The sequence below is a fragment of the Brevundimonas basaltis genome, from assembly GCF_014202075.1.
Taxonomy (GTDB): domain Bacteria; phylum Pseudomonadota; class Alphaproteobacteria; order Caulobacterales; family Caulobacteraceae; genus Brevundimonas; species Brevundimonas basaltis.
In genome coordinates this window covers 153,745-172,528 of record NZ_JACHFZ010000001.1, presented here as the reverse complement: position 1 = coordinate 172,528, position 18,784 = coordinate 153,745, and the positions used below count along the sequence as shown (strand labels likewise).

General features: G+C 68.7%; 17 protein-coding genes. 11 read left to right on the top strand and 6 right to left on the bottom strand.

What is annotated here, in order from left to right; translation table 11 throughout:
- The first annotated feature begins 18 nt into the window (after window positions 1–18).
- Window positions 19–1,224 carry a pyridoxal phosphate-dependent aminotransferase gene (locus HNQ67_RS00940; RefSeq protein ID WP_183251488.1) on the top strand — a complete coding sequence of 402 codons (1,206 nt, stop codon included), beginning with the start codon at window positions 19–21 and terminating at the stop codon, window positions 1,222–1,224.
- Here HNQ67_RS00940 and HNQ67_RS00935 read toward each other — a convergent pair.
- On the bottom strand, window positions 1,221–2,237 hold the full coding sequence (locus HNQ67_RS00935; protein ID WP_246347391.1) for a polyprenyl synthetase family protein: 1,017 nt from the start codon (window positions 2,235–2,237) through the stop codon (window positions 1,221–1,223). The two genes, HNQ67_RS00940 and HNQ67_RS00935, sit on opposite strands and share 4 nt — an antisense overlap.
- Before the next feature lie 115 nt (window positions 2,238–2,352).
- Between HNQ67_RS00935 and HNQ67_RS00930 the strand changes: the two genes are divergently transcribed.
- From HNQ67_RS00930 to HNQ67_RS00920, 3 genes are all read left to right on the top strand, one after another.
- Entirely contained in the window at window positions 2,353–3,111 is a 759-nt protein-coding gene (locus tag HNQ67_RS00930) for a tRNA1(Val) (adenine(37)-N6)-methyltransferase (RefSeq protein WP_343054769.1), read from the top strand.
- A 28-nt stretch (window positions 3,112–3,139) separates the two neighbouring features.
- Window positions 3,140–3,751, top strand: a complete 612-nt coding sequence (locus HNQ67_RS00925; protein ID WP_183251483.1) for a TIGR02466 family protein — start codon at window positions 3,140–3,142, stop codon at window positions 3,749–3,751.
- Window positions 3,752–3,845: 94 nt separating this feature from the next.
- Window positions 3,846–4,196, top strand: coding sequence for a hypothetical protein (locus tag HNQ67_RS00920; RefSeq protein ID WP_183251481.1), 351 nt, complete (start codon window positions 3,846–3,848; stop codon window positions 4,194–4,196).
- A 16-nt stretch (window positions 4,197–4,212) separates the two neighbouring features.
- Here HNQ67_RS00920 and HNQ67_RS00915 read toward each other — a convergent pair whose 3' ends face one another.
- Both HNQ67_RS00915 and HNQ67_RS00910 read right to left on the bottom strand, forming a co-directional pair.
- On the bottom strand, window positions 4,213–5,739 hold the full coding sequence (locus HNQ67_RS00915) for a serine hydrolase (protein WP_246347390.1): 1,527 nt from the start codon (window positions 5,737–5,739) through the stop codon (window positions 4,213–4,215).
- Between the two features lie 59 nt (window positions 5,740–5,798).
- Window positions 5,799–6,518: a helix-turn-helix domain-containing protein gene (locus HNQ67_RS00910; RefSeq protein WP_183251479.1), complete on the bottom strand. Its 720-nt coding sequence runs from the start codon at window positions 6,516–6,518 to the stop codon at window positions 5,799–5,801.
- A 201-nt stretch (window positions 6,519–6,719) separates the two neighbouring features.
- Here HNQ67_RS00910 and ettA point away from each other — a divergent pair, with 201 nt between their 5' ends.
- Complete coding sequence (gene ettA, locus HNQ67_RS00905; protein WP_183251477.1) at window positions 6,720–8,387, top strand: energy-dependent translational throttle protein EttA; 1,668 nt, start codon at window positions 6,720–6,722, stop codon at window positions 8,385–8,387.
- A gap of 46 nt (window positions 8,388–8,433) precedes the next feature.
- On the opposite strand, the gene phaC is transcribed toward ettA, so the two are convergent.
- Both phaC and HNQ67_RS00895 read right to left on the bottom strand, forming a co-directional pair.
- A complete protein-coding gene (gene phaC / locus HNQ67_RS00900; protein ID WP_183251475.1) occupies window positions 8,434–10,230 on the bottom strand; it encodes a class I poly(R)-hydroxyalkanoic acid synthase in 1,797 nt (598 codons plus the stop codon).
- Window positions 10,231–10,241: 11 nt separating this feature from the next.
- Entirely contained in the window at window positions 10,242–10,430 is a 189-nt protein-coding gene (locus HNQ67_RS00895; protein ID WP_183251473.1) for a hypothetical protein, read from the bottom strand.
- 110 nt (window positions 10,431–10,540) lie between these two features.
- Between HNQ67_RS00895 and HNQ67_RS00890 the strand changes: the two genes are divergently transcribed.
- On the top strand, window positions 10,541–11,452 hold the full coding sequence (locus HNQ67_RS00890) for a LysR family transcriptional regulator (protein WP_183251471.1): 912 nt from the start codon (window positions 10,541–10,543) through the stop codon (window positions 11,450–11,452).
- Between the two features lie 39 nt (window positions 11,453–11,491).
- On the top strand, window positions 11,492–12,499 hold the full coding sequence (locus tag HNQ67_RS00885) for a 2-hydroxyacid dehydrogenase (protein ID WP_183251469.1): 1,008 nt from the start codon (window positions 11,492–11,494) through the stop codon (window positions 12,497–12,499).
- A gap of 38 nt (window positions 12,500–12,537) precedes the next feature.
- Here HNQ67_RS00885 and HNQ67_RS00880 read toward each other — a convergent pair whose 3' ends face one another.
- Entirely contained in the window at window positions 12,538–13,005 is a 468-nt protein-coding gene (locus HNQ67_RS00880) for an EF-hand domain-containing protein (protein WP_183251467.1), read from the bottom strand.
- 108 nt (window positions 13,006–13,113) lie between these two features.
- Here HNQ67_RS00880 and HNQ67_RS00875 point away from each other — a divergent pair, with 108 nt between their 5' ends.
- From HNQ67_RS00875 to metH, 4 genes are read left to right on the top strand one after another with little or no spacing between them, the layout of a single operon-like run.
- Window positions 13,114–14,076 (top strand): ArsR/SmtB family transcription factor, encoded by a 963-nt coding sequence (locus tag HNQ67_RS00875; RefSeq protein WP_183251465.1) that lies wholly within the window; start codon window positions 13,114–13,116, stop codon window positions 14,074–14,076.
- Complete coding sequence (gene metF, locus HNQ67_RS00870; RefSeq protein WP_183251463.1) at window positions 14,073–15,023, top strand: methylenetetrahydrofolate reductase [NAD(P)H]; 951 nt, start codon at window positions 14,073–14,075, stop codon at window positions 15,021–15,023. The genes HNQ67_RS00875 and metF overlap by 4 nt, the downstream gene beginning before the upstream one ends.
- A complete protein-coding gene (locus tag HNQ67_RS00865; RefSeq protein WP_183251461.1) occupies window positions 15,023–16,117 on the top strand; it encodes a homocysteine S-methyltransferase family protein in 1,095 nt (364 codons plus the stop codon). The genes metF and HNQ67_RS00865 overlap by 1 nt, the downstream gene beginning before the upstream one ends.
- The gene (gene metH, locus HNQ67_RS00860; RefSeq protein WP_425486320.1) at window positions 16,117–18,774 is read left to right on the top strand and encodes a methionine synthase; all 2,658 of its coding nucleotides are present in this window, start codon (window positions 16,117–16,119) and stop codon (window positions 18,772–18,774) included. Before HNQ67_RS00865 ends, metH begins: the two co-directional genes overlap by 1 nt.
- Window positions 18,775–18,784: the final 10 nt, after the last annotated feature.

Below are 18,784 nucleotides of genomic sequence, written 5' to 3'. Positions count from 1 at the left end.
CCGTTCCGGAGTCGACCCATGTCCAGCCTGCAGTCCGCCGCCCTCGCCCGCGTCAAGCCGTCGGCCACCCTGGCGGTGACCGCGCGGGCGCGCGAGCTGAAGCGCGAGGGCCGCGACGTCATCGGCCTCGGCGCCGGCGAGCCCGACTTCGACACGCCCGAGAACATCAAGGACGCCGCCATCGCGGCCATTCGCCGGGGCGAAACCAAATATACCGATGTCGACGGCCTGCCCGAGCTGAAGTCGGCGATTGCGGCCAAGTTCGCCCGCGAGAACGGGCTGACCTATGAGACCAACCAGGTCCACGTCGCCCCCGGCGGCAAGACGGTGATCTACAACGCCCTGGTCGCCACCCTGTCGCCCGGCGACGAGGTGATCGTGCCGGCCCCCTACTGGGTGTCCTATCCGGATATGGTGCTGCTGGCCGGCGGCGAGCCCGTGTCCGTGGTCGGCCATGAGGCGGACGGCTTCAAGCTGAAGCCGGAGGCGCTGGAGGCCGCGATCACGCCGAAGACGAAATGGCTGATCCTGAACTCGCCGTCGAACCCGACCGGAGCGGCCTATACCGGCGAGGAACTGGAGGCGCTGGCGGTCGTGCTGCGCCGGCACCCGCAGGTCTGGGTGCTGACCGACGACATGTACGAGCACCTGATCTACGGCGACTTCGACTACCGGACGATCGCCGAGGTGGCGCCCGACCTGTACGAGCGGACGCTGACGGTGAACGGAGTGTCCAAGGCCTACGCCATGACCGGCTGGCGCATCGGCTACGGGGCCGGGCCCAAGCCTTTGATCGACCTGATGCGCAAGGTGGCCGGGCAGACCACCTCCAACCCGTCGTCGGTCAGCCAGTGGGCGGCCGTCGAGGCGCTGAACGGACCGCAGGACTTCATCGCCGAACGGGCCGGGCATTTCGAGGCGCGGCGCGATCTGGTGGTGTCGATGCTCAATCAGGCGGCCGGCATCCGTTGCGCAACGCCCGAAGGGGCGTTCTATGTCTATCCGTCGATCGAGGGACTGATCGGCAAGACGGCCCCGAGCGGCGCGACGATCGACAGCGACGACGTCTTCGCGACCGAACTGCTGGACGCCGAGGGCGTGGCGGTGGTGCAGGGCTCCGCCTTCGGCCTCAGCCCCTATTTCCGCATCAGCTATGCGACGTCGGAGGATGTGCTGGAGGAGGCGTGCGGGCGCATCCAGCGGTTCTGCGCCTCGCTGCGTTAGGCTGCCCGGCTGACCGCAAAGTCGGCCAGTTGCTCCAGGGCGTCGCGCCATTCGCTGGCCGGCAGCGGCTTCAGGGCGTGCTGGGCGGCGGCGGCGTAGTCCCAGGCGGTGTCGAGCGTGGCGCCGATGGCGCCCGTGCCGATGATCAGTTCGCGGGCGCGGCGGAAGTCGTCGTCGGTGCGCTGACCCTGGTTGATGGTGCGCTCCCAGAAGGCGTCGTCGCGGCCCTGCGTGCGGGCGACCGCCAGCAGCAGGGGCAGGGTCACCTTGCCTTCGTGGAAGTCGTCGCCGGCGTTCTTGCCCAGGGTCGCCGAGGCGCCGCCGTAGTCCAGCGCGTCGTCGGCCAGCTGGAAGGCGATGCCGAGGTTCATGCCGTAAGCGCGCAGGGCCTGCACGGCCTCTTCGTCGGCCCCGGCCCCGACCGCGCCGGCCTCGGCGGCGGCGGCGAACAGTTCGGCGGTCTTGGCCGCGATGATGCGCAGATAGGTGTCCTGGTCGAGGTTCAGGTCGTGGGCGCGGGTCAGCTGCAGCACCTCGCCTTCGGAGATGACGCTGGAAGCGGTGGCGAGAATGCCGAGGGCGCGCATCTGGCCGGTCTCGACCATCAGCTCGAAGGCCCGGGCGAACAGGAAGTCGCCGACCAGCACGCTGGACGGCGCGCCCCAGATCAGGTGAGCGGCCGTCTTGCCGCGCCGAAGGTTGGAGCCGTCGACCACGTCGTCGTGCAGCAGGGTGGCGGTGTGGATGAACTCGACTGCGGCGGCCAGCTTGCGCGATGCGCCGATGTCCTCGCCGGCCCCGGACGCCCGGGCGGCGGCCACGGTCAGCAGCGGCCGCAAGCGCTTGCCCCCCGCCGAGACGAGATGCTCGGCCAGCAGCGGAATCACCGGCACCTGCGACTGCATCCGCTCGACGATCAGGGCGTCCACCGCGGCCATGTCGGGCTTCGCCAGCTGAACCAGCGGTTCAACGTCTCCCTTGGGACGGGACTCGGCGACGGTGACAGCGTCCAACGGAGAACTCATGGGCACGGCGCGGGGGGAGGATCACGCCTGAAAATCCAGCCGCCGTCTTGCAGGGCGGCGACGCGGCGCACAATGGTGATCGGGCCATGAAGGGTCAAGCCGCGTGACCGTCGCACCATCCCCCGCACCGGACGGAGAAATCGTCGAGAACGCCCTGCTGGCGGGGCGCGTCCGGCTGCGCCAGCCGGCGACGGGCTATCGCGCCGGCATGGACGCCGCCCTGCTGGCGGCGGCGGCGGGCGCCAAGCCGGGTGAACAGATCATCGAGGCCGGCTGCGGGGCCGGCGCTGTGCTGATGCAGATGGCGGCGCGGACGCCGGGCGTGACCCTGACCGGAGTGGAGCGCGACCCGGCCATGGCGGCGCTGGCGCGGCAGAACGCGGGTCTGAACGGGGCCGCAGCGACGATTCTGGACGGCGACGTGGCGGCGGGCTTCCGCTCTCTGGGGCTTGCGCCGTTCGACCGGGCGGTTTCGAACCCGCCCTTCTTCGATGATCCCGGGGCCCTGCGGGCGCCGTCGCCGGGCAAGCGCGGGGCCTGGATGGCCGACGACGGGCTGGCGGCCTGGACCCGCTTCCTGCTCAAGGCGGTGCGCGAGGGCGGGCGGATCGTGGTCATCCACCGCGCCGACCGGCTCGCCGACCTGCTGGCCCTGCTCGGCGAGACGGCGGGTTCGTTTTCGGTGCGGCCGGTGCACCCCTTCGCCGACGAGCCGGCCAAACGGGTGCTGGTGCAGGCCATCAAGACCGGCCGGGCCCCGCTGCGCCTGCTGCCGCCGCTGGTGCTGCACGACCGCTCGGGCGGAAAACACACGGCTGAGGCGGAGGCCGTCCTGCGCGGCGAGGCGGCCCTGCCTTTCTGATCCCCCAGCCCTGCGCTAGACAGCCGCCATGTCCCTGCGCCCGCTGTTCGTCACCCAGGTCTATGAAGCGTCGCTGGCGGCCGGACCCGGGTTCGCCCCCTTCAACGCCGCGCTCGCCGACGCCTGCCGGATGCTGGCGGCGGAGGACGAGGCCGGCCGGCGGTGGTGCCGCGAGCACGGCTATCGCGGCTACACCTCCTACGGCTCTCTGACCGACCTGCCGCACCGGGGGCCAGAGTTCGCGGACCTGAAGCGGCTTCTCGACAAACACGCGCAAACCTATGCCAAGGCGATGAATTTCGATCTGGCGCGACGCCCGCGACTGGACAATCTGTGGGTCAATATTCTCAAGCCGGGGGGCGGCCACACGGGCCATATTCACCCCCATGCCTTCCTTAGCGGGACCGTCTATGTCGAGGTGCCCGACGGCGCCTCGGCCCTCAAGCTGGAGGATCCGCGTCTGCCGATGATGATGGCGCGGCCCGCCGTCCACGCCGACGCCCCGGAGGCCGAGCGGCCGTTCGTCTATCTGGCCCCGAAGGCCGGGACGGTGCTGATGTGGGAGAGTTGGCTGCGCCACGAGGTGCCGACCAACGCCGCGAAAAGCGAGCGGATCTCGATCAGCTTCAACTACGCCTGACCGGCGACGTTAACCGTTCCGCTTAAGGCGACACCAAGGCGGCCGGGCGATGATGCTCCCGTCCGTTCCGGGCGCTCCTGCGTTGAAAGCCAAGATGTTCCTGCCCCGCGCCACCGGTGTGATCCTGCTTCTCTACAGCGGCTTCCACATGACGCTCGGGCTGTGGGTGCCCCAGTTTCCGTGGCTCCTGACCGGCGCCCTGCTCATCATCGGCGCGGTGGCCCTGCTCGCGTGCCGCCCATGGTCCCGTCTGGTCGTCTATGCGGCCGCGCTCTCGGCCGCCGCGGTCGGCCTGATCGGTCAGGTCGACGCCGCCAGTGCGGCGGAGACCGACATCCCGCTGGCCGTGGTCATCTGGAGCCTGTGGACCTCGCTGTGGCTGGCCGTAGCCTATGTCGGCGGCCGCTATCTCCCCGACGGTCGGGAATCGCCGGACAGCTTCTGAGGCCACAGCGCGCCGCCTAACGTCGCTGGAATGTCTCCCCGAGGAACATCAGACTGGCGGGCATCTCGCCTTCTGGGGCGAACTGCAACACCTGCCCCTGCAGGGGAGCCAGTTCCACGCGGATCGATTCCGGCCGGGTAAACGGCTCGGCGACTGCCTCCATGACGCCCGTCGTGACTACCAGGACGCCGTCCCGTTCGGCGATCCGGACAGTGCCGAAGATGGGATTGACGTAAGTTCCGGCATAGGCTGACAGCGGCCGGGCAAGCATCCACGGACGCATGGCGCGCTCGGCGGATTGGCGCGCAATCGAGGCCTGCCCCCGGTCGCGCTCGGCCAGAATGGCAGTCAGGGCCGTATCATAGGCCGCCTCGAGATCAGGCCGCCCGGCGTGCCAGTCATAGACGTAGTTGGCGACCAGGTCGGCGAGTTCACCGGCGACTGCGTCCTCGTTGACCATCACGGCCACCCCCAGACGCCGCTCCGGCATGAAGGAGACGTGGGCGCGGGACCCGGCGAAGTTGCCGAAATGGTGGATCAGCACGTCGTCACGATAGCGGCCAATCTGCCAGCCGAGCCCGTATGCCTCCCGGACATAAGGGCCGAAGGTGGCGTTGTTCGTCGCCAGCGGCCGGTGGGTCGACGCGACCAGCCCGGCCGGGAACGCCCGGCGTCCGTCGAGCACGCCGTCGTTGATCTGGATTTCCAGCCACAGGGCCATGTCGTCGGCGGTCGAAACCAGCCCGCCGGCGGATTGCATCGTCGCATCAACCTTCTGCAGCGGGCTGCGAACCGGCCCGTCGGTCCCGTAGCCGAGGTGACCGGCCGCGACCACGCCCCCCGCCCGGGCTTCGGACATCCATCCGGTCGTGTCGGTCATGCCGATCGGGCGCAGCACCTCGTCCCGGACGAGGACCCGCCAGTCCCGACCGTCGCGCGCCTCCAGCAGGGTGGTGGCGAGGTTGTAGCCGGCGTTGGAGTATCGGAAGGTTCCGTGCGGGGCGTTCGCTCGGAGCTCCGTGACGGCGACCAGCCCTCGCATCGCCTCGGGCGTGTGCTCGCCCGTCATGGCGGCGCGGAACGACATGGGGGAATTGTCGAGGCCGGACCGGTGGCTGAGCAGGTCGGTCAGGCTGACGCCCGAGAACAGGTCTTCCCGCGCAGCCGGGATATCGGACCACGTCGAAACCGGCGCATCGAGATCAAGGTCGCCGCGCGCGGCGACCGCCGCGATGGCCAGGGCGGTGAAGGACTTGGTCGACGAGGCGATATAGAAGCGGGTGTCGGCGTCGACCGGAGCGCCGGTCTCGAGATCCGCCACGCCATAGCCGGCGCTCAGCAATACATCCTCGCCGTCGACCACGGCGATCGACAGCCCCGGAACCACGCCGACCTGGTCCAACGCCCGGCGGATGAAGGCGTCGGCGTCGGCCCGGAAGCGGTCATCGTCAGGCTCGGCGATGACGGTTGCGGGAGCTAGCAGGACGGCGGCGGCGGCAAGAGCGGCGAGGCGGAACAGGTCGGTCATGGATCGATCCTTCATCAGAGAGCTCCGGCTTGCCACGCCGCCACCCGCCCGTCTTGAACGGATGGAACGCTCGCTCACGCCGCGATGAACAGGCGTCGAAGACGGCCAGGGTTCCAGCCGGTCGCTCGGGCGATGGCGCGGCTGAGATGGGCCTGGTCGGCGAAGCCCTCGGCCGCCGCGATCTCCGCCAGCGGCGCTCCACTGCGGACAAGCCGGTCGACAGCGTGGGCGGCGCGGCGGTTCTGGCGGGCCGCGGTCGGCGACTGGGCGAAGGCCTCGCGGAACAGGCGGGCGAAGCGCACCGGATGCAGGCCGCAGGAACGCGCTAGGGCGGCGACGCTCATCCCCGGCTCGGCCAGCAGCCGGTCATGGGCCTGCTGGAGCCACGGCCCGGGCGCGACGAGCGAGCTCGACGGCTCGCCGGGCAGGTGTCCGGCCAGGACCGCCATGCCGGTCTCACCGGCCGACATCCGCCTCAGCGTGTCGCGGCCGGCGGCGGCGGGACGCGCCACGGCATACCGCTCCGGCGCGATCGACTCGAGATTGAGAGACAGGATCAGCGCGCCCCCGTCGCCGAAACGGTTCTGATGCTCGAAGCGAGCCGGCTTGGCGCTCAGGCCCGGACCATCGGCCCGCGCCCTGCCCTCGTCGCTGTCCTCGACATAGCCTCCGGCCAGCAGCAGGGAGACCTGGGCCCAGTCGTGCCGGTGCGGTCGGCATTCCTCGCCCGGCGCATAGTGCGTCAGGACCAGCCGACGGCCGGTCGAGGCTTCGAGAGTGACGCTGACGGACATGGAGCCCTCCATGCTTCCCCGGGGAGAGGCGGCGGCGGACCCTGGTGGATGCACCGGGGGGAAAAATCGCGCTGTAGCCGGGCGCGGCTTCGCCATCAATCCGCCCTGCCCCGGCGCTATGGATTTGCCCTGACGGCGCGCGGTCGCTACATCCCGCGCCAACCTCCCCGCACCTCCAGACGACAGGGCTGAACGCACCCCATGGCGCAGCAATACATTTTCCAGATGCAGGGTCTGACCAAGACCTTTCCCGGCGGCAAGAAGATCTTCGAGAACATCTGGCTGAGCTTCTACAACGACGCCAAGATCGGGGTCGTGGGCGTCAACGGCTCGGGCAAGTCGACCCTGCTGAAGATCATGGCCGGGCTGGACCAGGAGTTCACCGGCGAGGCCAAGGCCGCCGACGGCGTCAAGCGCGGCTATCTGGAGCAGGAGCCGCAGCTCGATCCGGCCCTGAACGTGCGCGAGAACGTCGAGGCCTGGTGCGAGGAGAAGCAGTGGGTCACCCGCTTCAACGCCATCGCCATGGAGATGGCCGAGAACTATTCCGACGAGCTGATGGAGGAGATGACCGCCCTCCAGGAGAAGATCGACGCCGGCGACGTCTGGGACATCGACAGCCGCATCGAAATGGCCATGGACGCCCTGCGCTGCCCGCCCGACGACTGGGAGGTGACCAACCTGTCCGGCGGTGAGAAGCGCCGCGTGGCCCTCGCCCGCCTGCTGCTCAGCAAGCCAGACATGCTGCTGCTCGACGAACCGACCAACCACCTCGACGCCGAGTCGGTGGCCTGGCTGCAGCACCACCTCGAGAATTTCCCCGGCTGCGTCATCCTGGTGACCCACGACCGCTACTTCCTCGATCTGGTGACCAAGTGGACGCTGGAGCTGGACCGCGGCAAGGGCCACCCGCACGAGGGCAACTACTCCAGCTGGCTGGAGGCCAAGACCAAGCGCGTGGTGCAGGAGCAGTCGGAGTCCGAAGCCCGCCAGCGCGCCCTGACCCGCGAACTGGAATGGGTTCGCTCGGGGGCCAAGGCTCGTCAGGCGAAGTCGAAGGCCCGTCTGGCCGCCTATGAGCGGATGGTCGACGAGCAGGAGAGCATGCGCGGGGCCCAGACCCACGCCGTCATCCAGATCCCGCCCGGCCCGCGCCTCGGCAACGTCGTGCTGGAGGCCGACGGGCTGGAGATGGCCTATGGCGACAAGCTGCTGTTCAAGGACCTGAGCTTCAAACTGCCGCCCAACGGCATCGTCGGCGTCATCGGCCCCAACGGCGCGGGTAAATCCACCCTGTTCCGCCTGATCACCGGCCAGGAACAGCCCGACGCCGGCACGATCAAGGTCGGCGAGACGGTCAAGCTGGCCTACGTCGACCAGAGCCGCGACGACCTGAAGCCGGAGGAAACCATCTGGCAGGCGATTTCCGGCGGCACCGACGTGATGATGGTCGGCAAGCGCGAGATCAACACCCGCGCCTATGTCGGCAGTTTCAATTTCAAGGGCGGCGACCAGCAGAAGAAGGTCGGCCAGCTGTCCGGCGGTGAGCGCAACCGCGTGCACCTGGCCAAAACCCTGGCCACCGGCGGCAACCTGCTGCTGCTCGACGAACCGACCAACGACCTCGACATCGAGACGCTGCAGAACCTCGAGGAGGCGCTGGAAGGCTTCGCCGGCTGCGCCGTGGTCATCTCCCACGACCGCTGGTTCCTCGACCGTCTGGCCACCCACATCCTCGCCTTCGAGGGCGACAGCCACGTCGAATGGTTCGAGGGCAACTTCGAGGCGTACGAGGAGGACAAGAAGCGTCGCCTCGGCGTCGAGAGCCTGATCCCGCACCGGATCAAGTTCCAGAAGTTCGGGCGGTAGATACGAATAGGGCGGCGGTGAAAACCGCCGCCCTTTTTCTTTCAGCCTAGTGCTTGACCCGGACGTAATCGCCGGGGGCGGCAGCGCCGGCCTTGAGCTTGCCGGAGCCGGGCTTGCGGGGCTTGACCTTGTCGTCGCCGGCCGCGGCGTCGAGCCAGCCCTGCCATTCGGGCCACCACGAGCCTGTCTTCTGCTCGGCGCCGGCCAGCCACTGGTCGGCATCGGCGGGGGCGGCGTCATTGATCCAGTAGCCGTGCTTGTTGGCGGCCGGCGGATTGATCATTCCGGCGTTGTGGCCGGAGCCGCCCAGCAGGAAGCGCGTCGGGCCGCCGAAGAAGGCGCGGCCGGCGTAGGTGGTCCTCCACGCCGCGACGTGGTCGTCCTTGAGGGCCACGATCATCACCGGCGTCTTGATGGCCGAGAGGTCGAGCGCGACGCCGTCGATGGAGACGCCGCCCTTGTCCTTGAGCCGGTTGTCCTTGAGCACCTGACGGCCGTACTCCTTGAGCATCCGGGCCGGGATGCGCGAACCGTCGTCGAACCACCACAGCAGGTCCGAGGCGCGGGCCTCGTCGCCGAGCAGATAGTGGTTGACCACCGACGACCAGATCAGATCGTTGGCGCGCACCGTGGCGAACAGCTTGGTCAGGTCGTGGGCCTCGACATAGCCGCGGTCATCCAGATAGCGCTCGAAGGCCTTGAGGTCGTCCTCCCCGGTGAACACCGACCACTCGCCCATGTCGCCGAAGTCGACCAGGGTGGCGATCAGGGTGGCCGAGGCGATGCGGTCGCCCTGCCCCGTCTGGGTCAGATACGCCAGGGTCATGGCCGACAGGGTGCCGCCGAGGCAGTAGGAGACCAGGTCCGCGTCCGGCTCGCCGGTCGCCTTTTTCACCGCGTCCAGGGCGGCGACGACGCCGTCCTTCACATAGGCGTCCATGCCCGTGTCGGCGTGGCTCTCGTCCGGGTTGGCCCAGGAGATGACGAAGACGGTGTGGCCCTGATCCACCAGCCATTTCAGGTAGCTGGCCTTGGGCGTCAGGTCGAAGAGGTAGTATTTGTTGACCAGCGGCGGCACGAACAGCAACGGGCGGCGATAGACCGCGTCCGTGGTCGGGGCGTACTGGATCAGCTCGAACAGATCGTTTTTGAACACCACGGCGCCGGGGGTGGCGGCGATGTTGACGCCCAGCTCAAAGTCGTTGGGGGCGCGGCGGGTGACCAGCCCCTGCCCCTTGCCGACGTCCTCCAGCAAGTTGGACAGGCCGGTCATCAGACTGAGGCCGCCGCTCTCGATGGTGCGGCGGGCGACCTGCGGATTGGTGTGGGCGAAATTGGTCGGGGCCAGGGCGTTGATCATCTGGCGACTGGCGAAGTCGACCTGGGCGCGGGTGGCGTCGTCGACGGGGGCTGTGGCGACGAAGTCCTGCAGCTGACGCGCGGCCAGCAGATAGGATTGTTTCAGCCAGTCATAGACCGGCTCGTCGGTCCAGGCGGGGTCCGAGAAGCGGCGGTCGCCTTTGGCGGGGGCGGCGACGGGGGCCGCCTCGCCGCCGACGACCCGCTGGCCCATGGCGCGCCACAGGACAGTCCAGTCGCTCCAACCCTTGGTCTGGGCTTCGAACAGGGCCGCGGGACGCATCATCACGGCGGTGTTGAAGTCGATCATGGCCCGGGTCAGGGTCATGGGGTCGTAGGGCAGGCTCTGCGGCGTCGCGGCCTGCGTCATGGCGGTCTGCACGGCCGCGGCGGCGTTGTGCATCAGGGTCGTCAGGGTCTCGGCCACGACGGAGGGGTCGGGCGGGCTGACGAAGGTGCCGGGGAACGCGGGCTTCTGGCTCATGGCGGGTCCGGTCACAGGCGAGCGAGGACGTCGACGGCGGCGCAGTCGCGCGGGGCCACGAACAGCAACGCCAGGGCGCGGTCCGGGTTCAGCGCGGTCCAGTCCGCGCAGGGTTCGGAGGCCGCGTCGATCAGGGCGGCGGGGCTGAGCGGGGCGATCAGGGGCTGGGCGGGGGAGACGGCGATGGAGTCGAAGGGCATGGCGGTTGCGTATCCGAACAGCTGCGATACCGGTGATATGACACAGCGTTTTTCCATAGGCGATGCCAGATAATGCGCTATCGTTGTGCACTATTGCAGAGGAAACCGGGATGGCCGATTTCAACTGGAACGACCTGCGCGCGTTCCTGGCGGTGGCGCGTACGGGGCGGCTGACCGCGGCGGCGGCGCGGGCGGGCATGGACCACACCACCGTCGGCCGACGCATCGGAGCGCTGGAGGCGGGACTGGGCGCGCGCCTGTTCGACCGCAGCCCGCAGGGCTATGCCCTGACCCCCCACGGCGAACGGCTGATGCCGACGGCCGAGAAGATCGAAAGCCTGACCCTGCTGGCGGCCAGCGAGCTGGGCGAGGCCGATCAGGCCCTGACCGGCACGGTGCGGATCGGCGCGCCCGAGGGCTTCGGCAGCTATGTGTTGGCCCCGCTGATGGCGCGGCTGGCCGACAGGCACCCCCAGCTCGACATCCAGCTGGTGGCCATCTCGGGCGTCCTCAGCCTGTCCAAGCGCGAGGCCGATATCGCCGTGACCCTCAGCGCGCCGCGCGAGGGCCGGCTGACGGCGCGCAAACTGACCGACTATGGCCTGAGCCTGTACGCCGCGCCCGCCTATCTGGACGCCCATCCGCCGATCGAGACCCGGGCCGACATGACCGGCCACCGCTTCATCGGCTACATCGGCGACCTGCTCTATGCGCCCGAGCTCGACTATATGCAGGCGCCCGACGTCGACATCCATGTGGGGCTGCAGAGCTCCAACCTGATCGCCCAGCTTCAGGCCTGCCTGGCCGGAGCGGGGCTGTGCGTCCTGCCGGACTTCATCGCCGCGCGCGAGCCCGGCCTGCGCCGGGTGCTGCCGGACGCGGTGCACCTGGACCTCAGCCTGTGGCTGGTCGTACACGCCGACCTGCGGTCGCTGGCCCGGATCCGCGCGGTTACGGCAATGATCGGCGAGGCGGTCCGCGCCGACCGACTGCTGTTCACCGGCGCCCGACCCGCGGGGTGAGGCCTTGGCGGGCCGCGCCGGGGCTGATGTAATCGCGTCATGACCCAGCGCCCCGCCCTGCTCATCATGCAACGCCATCTGGCGCCGCTGACCGCCTTTCTGGAGAGCCAGTACGACGTCTATCGCTTCTGGGAGGGGCCGCCGCGCGAGGCCGAGCACGACATCCAGGCGCTGGTCGTAGCCGGTGAGTTCCCGCTGGACACCCATCTGGTCGAGAGCCTGCCGAACCTGAGGCTGATCGCCTGTTTCACCTCGGGCTATGACGGGATCGATGTCGACTGGTGCCGGGCGCGGGGGCTGGCGGTGACGCACGCGCCGGGAGTCAATCACGAGGACGTGGCCGACCACGCCCTCGGCCTGATCCTCGCCGCGCGGCGTCAGATCGCGGCCGGCGACCGGGCCCTGCGCGCCGGAGGCTGGACCGCCGACTCGAAGCTGATCACCCCCTCGATGAAGGGCCAGAGACTGGGCGTGGTCGGGCTGGGCGCCATCGGGGAAGCGGTGGCGCGACGCGGCGAGGCCTTTCGTATGCAGGTCGGTTGGTGGGGGCCGCGGGACAAGGAGGCCCCTTGGCCGCGGGCGGAGACGCTGGAGGCGCTGGCGCGGGACAGCGACGTGCTGGTGGTGGCCTGCCGGGCCGAAGACGACAATCGCGGCCTGATCTCGCGCGAGGTGATCGAGGCGCTGGGGCCGCAAGGCCTGCTGGTCAATGTGGCGCGGGGCCAACTGGTCGACGAGACCGCCCTGATCGCGGCGCTGAGAGACGGCCGGCTGGGACAGGCGGCGCTGGACGTGTTCGAGGACGAGCCGACCGACGCCGCGCGCTGGGCCGGCGTGCCCAACACCGTGCTGACGCCGCACACCGGGGGAGCCACGACCGAGGCGGTGCAGGGCATGCTGATGTTGCTGATGCAGAACCTCGCGGCGGCCTTCGCCGGCGAGCCGCTGAAGACGCCGGTGAAGACAGAGGCTCGGGTCCAGGGTCTAGGGGCTAGGGGCGAGGGGCAAGGTATGGGGCAGGCCTCGAAAACAGGCCCGAGACCCTAGACCCTAGACCCTCGCCCCTCGCCCCTCGACCCTCGACCCTAATCAAAGTCCGGGAATGGCATGGGCTCGCCCTGGGGCATCGGCACGCTCGGCGCGCGCGGCGGCGTTGGCGGCTGGGGCAGCTCATCGCCGGACAGGACGCCGTCGCCGTTGACGTCCATGCGCCGGAACATGCGTTCGGCTCCGAAGATCAGCTCCTCGCGCGAGATGCGGCCGTCGTTGCTGGAATCGGACTGGGAAATCATCCGGCGCAGGCGGCCGCCGCCCATGGCCGCGGCCGGACCGCTGCTCAGCACCGCCAGCTCTTCACCGGTGACGGCGCCGTCGGCGTTGGCGTCGAGACGATCGAAGACGCGGCCCGCCCAGGCGGGCACGTCGGCCAGGGCCGGGGGCGGCCCCATGCCGCCACCCCGGCCACCGCCCGGCGGCGTCTGGGCCAGGGCCATGGGGGCGGTCAGGCAGAGGACGGCGACGGCGGCCGCCAGGCTGTTCGCGGATTGGGTCATGGCTGGGATCCCCGGTGACGTCTCGACCCGGCAGCTTGTGCCCGAACCTCGCGTCTGGCCAGCGGATTCCGCTTGCATAATCATATAAGGATATCTTTATATGATCGAATGTCACTGACCGCCGACCATACCGTCGAAGCCCTCCGTGCGGCGGGCGAGCCGACCCGGCTGAGGGTGTTGTCGCTGCTCGCCGGCGAGGAGCTGTCGGTGATGGAACTGTCGCGCATCCTCGACCAGAGCCAGCCGCGCGTCTCGCGCCATCTGAAGCTGATGACCGACGCCGGTCTGGTCGAGCGCTTTCCCGACGGGGCCCGGGTGTTCTACCGCCTGACCTCGGACGCCCCGGCGCGCCGCCTGATCGATACCGTTCTGGACGTGCTCGACAGCGGAGCCGGCGAGGCCGACGACCGGCGGCTGGAAGAGGTTCGGCAGGACCGCGAGGTCGCCGCCGGAGCCTATTTCGAGCGCATCGCCCCGCAGTGGGACCGGATCCGCTCGCTCTATGTCTGCGAGGCGGCGGTGGAGGCCGCGATCCTGAAGGCGGCGGGCGACGGACCGTTTGATCGGGTCGTCGATCTCGGGACCGGCTCGGGCCGGATGCTGACCCTGCTGGGCAAGAAGGCCAAAATGTCGCTCGGCCTCGACCTCAGCCAGAACATGCTCAACATCGCCCGCGCCAACGTGTCCCGGGCCGGGCTCGACAAGGTCGAGCTGCGTCACGGCGACATTTTTGCGACCCGGCTGCCGGAGCAGACCGCCGATCTGGTGCTGGTGCATCAGGTGCTGCACTACCTGGCCGATCCCACGGCGGCGGTGGCCGAGGCGGCGCGCCTGGTCATGCCGGGCGGGCGGTTGCTGATCGTCGACTTCGCCCCGCACACGCTGGAGCACCTGCGGGACGAATATCAGCACCGCCGACTCGGTTTCTCCGATGACGAAATGCGGCGCTGGCTGACCCGGGCCGGCCTGACGCCTTCGGCGCCTATCGCCCTGCCTCCGGACACCGACGGTCTCACCGTGGTCATCTGGACCGCCGAGCGGGCCGCCAACGCCCGGGCGCAAGTCGCATGACGCCTTCCCTCAGCCTCGCGGAAGCCCGGGCGCTGCTGCTGTCGCCCCTCGGTCCGGTGGCGCGCGCCGGTCAGGACTCGTCGCGTCCCCGGGTATCGTTCGAATTCTTTCCGCCGAAGTCAGACGAGGCCGAAGCCAATCTGTGGAAGGCCGTCACCCGACTGGCGCCGCTGGAGCCCGCATTCGTCTCGGTCACCTATGGCGCGGGCGGGTCGACGCGGGAGCGGACGCACCGCACCGTTCAGCGGATGCTGACGGAGACAACGTTGAAGCCGGCGGCCCACCTTACCTGCGTCGAGGCCAGCCGCGACGAGGTCGACGAGGTCATTCGCGACTACAAGGCGATCGGCGTGAACCACATTGTGGCGCTGCGCGGCGATCCGCCGGGCGGGGCCGGCATCGGCGGGGCCTATACCCCCCGGGCCGACGGCTACGCCAACGCCACCGAACTGGCCCGGGCCATCAGCCGCGTCGGCGGCTTCGAAATCACCGTGGGCGTCTATCCGGAACAGCATCCGGAGAGTCCGTCCATGGTCCACGACATCGAGGTGCTGAAGGCCAAGGTCGACGCCGGCGCGACCCGGGCCGTCAGCCAGTTCTTCTTCGACATCGACGCCTTCCTGCGCTTCCGCGACCGGGTGCGGGCGGCGGGGGTGACCATTCCCCTGATCCCGGGGATCATGCCGGTGTCCAATTTCGCCGGGCTGACGCGGATGTGCGGCGCCTGCGGGGCCAGTATTCCCGAATGGCTGAAGGCCCATTTCGATGGGCTGGACGATGATCCCGAGACCCGCAAGTTGCTGGCCGCCTCGGTGGCCGCCGAAACCTGCGCCCGGCTGCAGGAAGAGGGCTTCGCAGACTTCCATTTCTACACCCTGAACCGCGCGGATCTGGTCTATGCGATCTGCCGCGTGTTGGGCGTGCGCGAGAACAAGGCTGTAGCGTAATGGCGTCCCCCCTCCCCCGCAGCGAACGCATCGCCGCGTTGCACGCCGCCGCGCGCGAACGCATCCTGGTTCTGGACGGCGCCTGGGGCGTGATGATCCAGCGCAACGAACTGTCGGAAGAGGATTTCCGCGGCAACCGCTTCGTCAATGCCAACGGCTATGACGAGAAGGAACAGATGAAGGGCAACAATGACATCCTGTGCCTGACCCGGCCGGACGTCATCGCCGGCCTGCACGACCAGTATTTTGCCGCCGGGGCGGATATCTCCGAGACCAACACCTTCTCGGCCACGGTTATCGCCCAGGACGACTACAAGCTCGACGCTGACGCCGTGTGGGACATCAATCTGGAAGGCGCGAGACTGGCGCGCGCCGCCGCCGACCGCTGGACCGCGAAGGAGCCGCACAAGCCGCGCTTCGCCGCCGGCTCGATCGGGCCGCTGAACAAGATGCTGTCGATGTCGTCGGACGTGAACGATCCGGGCGCGCGGCTGGTGACCTTCGATCAGGTCTATGACGCCTATCGCCATCAGGTGAAGGCGCTGAACGAGGGCGGCGTCGATCTCTATCTGATCGAGACCATCACCGACACGCTGAACTGCAAGGCGGCGATCAAGGCCATCAAGGACCTTGAGGACGAGGGCATGGAAGCCCTGCCGATCTGGATTTCGGGCACCATCACCGACCGTTCGGGCCGCACCCTGTCGGGCCAGACCGCCGAGGCTTTCTGGAACAGCGTGCGCCACGCCAAGCCGTTCGCCGTCGGCTTCAACTGCGCCCTGGGGGCCGACCTGATGCGGCCGTTCATCGCCGAGCTGAGCCGGGTCGCCGACACCCTAGTCGCGGCCTATCCCAACGCCGGCCTGCCCAACGCCATGGGCCAGTATGACGAGCAGCCGCATGAGACCGCCCACTTCATCGAGGAATGGGCCGCGTCAGGTCTGGTCAACATCGTCGGCGGCTGCTGCGGCACGACGCCGGAGCATATCCGGCACGTAGCGGAAGAAGTCGCACCGCTGAAGCCGCGCGAAATTCCGGAACGGCCGGTGGCGATGCGCCTGTCCGGCCTCGAACCCTTTGAATTGGTAGCGTAGTGCGTCCCACCTTCATCAACGTCGGCGAACGGACCAACGTCACCGGCTCGGCCAAATTCCGGAAGCTGATCGTCGAGGGCGACTATGGCGCCGCATTGGATGTGGCGCGCCAGCAGGTCGAGGCGGGCGCGGCCATCATCGACATCAATATGGACGAGGGCCTGTTGGACGGCGCCGTCGCCATGCGGACCTTCCTCAACCTGATAGCGGCCGAGCCCGACATCGCCCGCGTGCCGGTGATGATCGACAGCTCGAAATGGGAGGTGATCGAGGCTGGGCTGAAATGCGTTCAGGGCAAGCCGATCGTCAATTCGATCTCGATGAAGGCGGGCGAGGCCGAGTTCCGCGAACAGGCGGTCAAATGCCTGCGCTACGGGGCCGCCGTCGTGGTCATGGCCTTCGACGAGGTCGGTCAGGCCGACACGGCCGCCCGCAAGATCGAGATCTGCACCCGCGCCTATCGAATCCTGGTCGACGAGGTCGGCTTCCCGCCCGAGGACATCATCTTCGACCCCAATATCTTCGCGGTGGCGACGGGGATCGAGGAGCACGACAACTACGCCGTCGATTTCATCGAGGCGACGCGGGTCATCAAGGCCACCCTGCCCTGGGCCCGGGTCTCGGGCGGGGTGTCGAACGTATCGTTCAGCTTCCGCGGCAATGAACCGGTGCGCCGGGCGATCCACAGCGTCTTCCTGTACCACGCCATCCAGGCGGGCATGGACATGGGCATCGTCAACGCCGGCGACCTGCCGGTCTATGACGACATCGACCCGAAACTGCGCGAGGCGGTCGAGGATGTGATCCTGAACCGGCCCCAACGGACCAATGTGTCGAACACCGAGCGGCTGGTGGACATGGCGCCCGACTACAAGGGCGAGAAGGGTGCGGCGCGGGTCGTTGATCTGAAATGGCGCGAGGCCCCCGTCGGCAAGCGGATCGAGCATGCGCTGGTCCACGGCATCACCGAGTTCATCGAGGCCGACACAGAAGAGGCGCGACTGGCCTCGGAGCGGCCGCTGCACGTCATCGAAGGGCCGTTGATGGACGGGATGAACGTCGTCGGCGACCTGTTCGGCTCGGGCAAGATGTTCCTGCCGCAGGTGGTCAAGTCGGCGCGGGTGATGAAGCAGGCGGTAGCCTGGCTGGAACCGTTCATGGAGGCCGAGAAGGAGGGCCAGCCCCGGACCACCAACGGCAAGATCCTGATGGCCACGGTGAAAGGTGATGTCCACGACATCGGCAAGAACATCGTCGGTGTCGTCCTGCAGTGTAACAACTATGAGGTCGTCGATCTGGGCGTAATGGTCCCGGCCGACCGCATCCTCGACGCAGCGATCGAGCACAAGGTCGACATCGTCGGCCTGTCGGGCCTGATCACGCCGTCGCTGGACGAGATGGCCTTCGTCGCGCGCGAGATGGAGCGGCGGGGCTTTGATATTCCCCTGCTGATCGGCGGCGCGACCACCAGCCGCACCCATACGGCGGTCAAGATCGAGCCTGGCTATCGCGCCGGTTCGACCACCTATGTGATCGACGCCAGCCGGGCCGTGGGCGTCGTCTCCGGCCTGCTGTCGAAGACCGAGCGGGCGAAGAACGAGGCCGCCACGCGCGAAGAATACGTCCGCATCCGCGACCAGTATGCCCGGGGTCAGGAGGTCAAGGCGCGGGCGGCGCTGACAGCCGCGCGCCAGAACCGCTTCCAGCCGGACCCGGCAACGCCCCTGCCCCCGGTTCCGTCCTTCCTCGGCGTGCGCGCCTTCGACAGCTGGGACCTGGGCGATCTGGCCGACCACATCGACTGGACGCCCTTCTTCGCCAGCTGGGAGTTGATCGGCCGCTATCCGCTGATCCTTGAGGACGACATCGTCGGCGAGGCTGCGCGCGATCTGTTCAGGGACGCGCAGGCGATGCTGAAGCGGATCGTCGACGAGCGCTGGTTCACGGCGCGGGGCGTGGTCGGCTTCTGGCCGGCAAACGCCGTTGGCGACGACATCGCTGTCTATGCCGACGAGAGCCGCACCGACGAAATCGCCCGCTTCCACACCCTGCGCCAGCAGATCAAGAAGGCGAACGGCAAGCCCAACCTCGCCATGTCGGACTTCGTCGCCGGAGAGGGCCGCGACTATATCGGCGCATTCGCGGTCACCGCCGGCCATGGCGAACTGGAGATCGCCAAGCGGCTCAAGGACGCCGGTGACGATTATTCCGCCATCTTGGCCACGGCGCTCGCCGACCGTCTGGCCGAGGCCTTCGCCGAGGCGCTGCACAAGAAGGTGCGGACGGAGCTGTGGGGCTATGCGCCCGACGAGACGACGACCGTCGAGGATCTGATCGCCGAACAGTATCAAGGCATCCGGCCGGCGCCCGGCTATCCGGCGCAGCCTGATCACACCGAGAAGGCGACGCTGTTCAGGCTGTTGCAGGCTGAAAAGAACGCGGGAATGCAGCTGACCGAGTCATTCGCCATGACCCCGCCGGCCTCGGTCTCGGGTCTCTATTTCGGCCATCCGGAGAGCCACTATTTCGGCGTCGGCAAGATCGACCGCGACCAGGTCGAGGACTACGCCCGCCGCAAGGGCTGGGACGTGGCGACGGCCGAACGCTGGCTGGGTCCGATCCTCAACTACGATCCGGCGCGGGCGGCGGCGGCATAGGCCGGGGGCA

Excerpts from the sequence above, each read along its gene's own strand:
- ettA (WP_183251477.1), top strand. The coding sequence starts at position 6,720 with ATGGCGCAGCAATACATTTTCCAGATGCAGGGTCTGACCAAGACCTTT.
- metF (WP_183251463.1), top strand. The coding sequence starts at position 14,073 with ATGACGCCTTCCCTCAGCCTCGCGGAAGCCCGGGCGCTGCTGCTGTCG.
- HNQ67_RS00875 (WP_183251465.1), top strand. The coding sequence starts at position 13,114 with ATGTCACTGACCGCCGACCATACCGTCGAAGCCCTCCGTGCGGCGGGC.
- phaC (WP_183251475.1), bottom strand. The coding sequence starts at position 10,230 with ATGAGCCAGAAGCCCGCGTTCCCCGGCACCTTCGTCAGCCCGCCCGAC.
- HNQ67_RS00895 (WP_183251473.1), bottom strand. The coding sequence starts at position 10,430 with ATGCCCTTCGACTCCATCGCCGTCTCCCCCGCCCAGCCCCTGATCGCC.
- HNQ67_RS00920 (WP_183251481.1), top strand. The coding sequence starts at position 3,846 with ATGTTCCTGCCCCGCGCCACCGGTGTGATCCTGCTTCTCTACAGCGGC.
- HNQ67_RS00865 (WP_183251461.1), top strand. The coding sequence starts at position 15,023 with ATGGCGTCCCCCCTCCCCCGCAGCGAACGCATCGCCGCGTTGCACGCC.
- HNQ67_RS00915 (WP_246347390.1), bottom strand. The coding sequence starts at position 5,739 with ATGAAGGATCGATCCATGACCGACCTGTTCCGCCTCGCCGCTCTTGCC.
- HNQ67_RS00885 (WP_183251469.1), top strand. The coding sequence starts at position 11,492 with ATGACCCAGCGCCCCGCCCTGCTCATCATGCAACGCCATCTGGCGCCG.
- HNQ67_RS00940 (WP_183251488.1), top strand. The coding sequence starts at position 19 with ATGTCCAGCCTGCAGTCCGCCGCCCTCGCCCGCGTCAAGCCGTCGGCC.
- HNQ67_RS00890 (WP_183251471.1), top strand. The coding sequence starts at position 10,541 with ATGGCCGATTTCAACTGGAACGACCTGCGCGCGTTCCTGGCGGTGGCG.
- HNQ67_RS00880 (WP_183251467.1), bottom strand. The coding sequence starts at position 13,005 with ATGACCCAATCCGCGAACAGCCTGGCGGCCGCCGTCGCCGTCCTCTGC.
- HNQ67_RS00925 (WP_183251483.1), top strand. The coding sequence starts at position 3,140 with ATGTCCCTGCGCCCGCTGTTCGTCACCCAGGTCTATGAAGCGTCGCTG.
- HNQ67_RS00910 (WP_183251479.1), bottom strand. The coding sequence starts at position 6,518 with ATGTCCGTCAGCGTCACTCTCGAAGCCTCGACCGGCCGTCGGCTGGTC.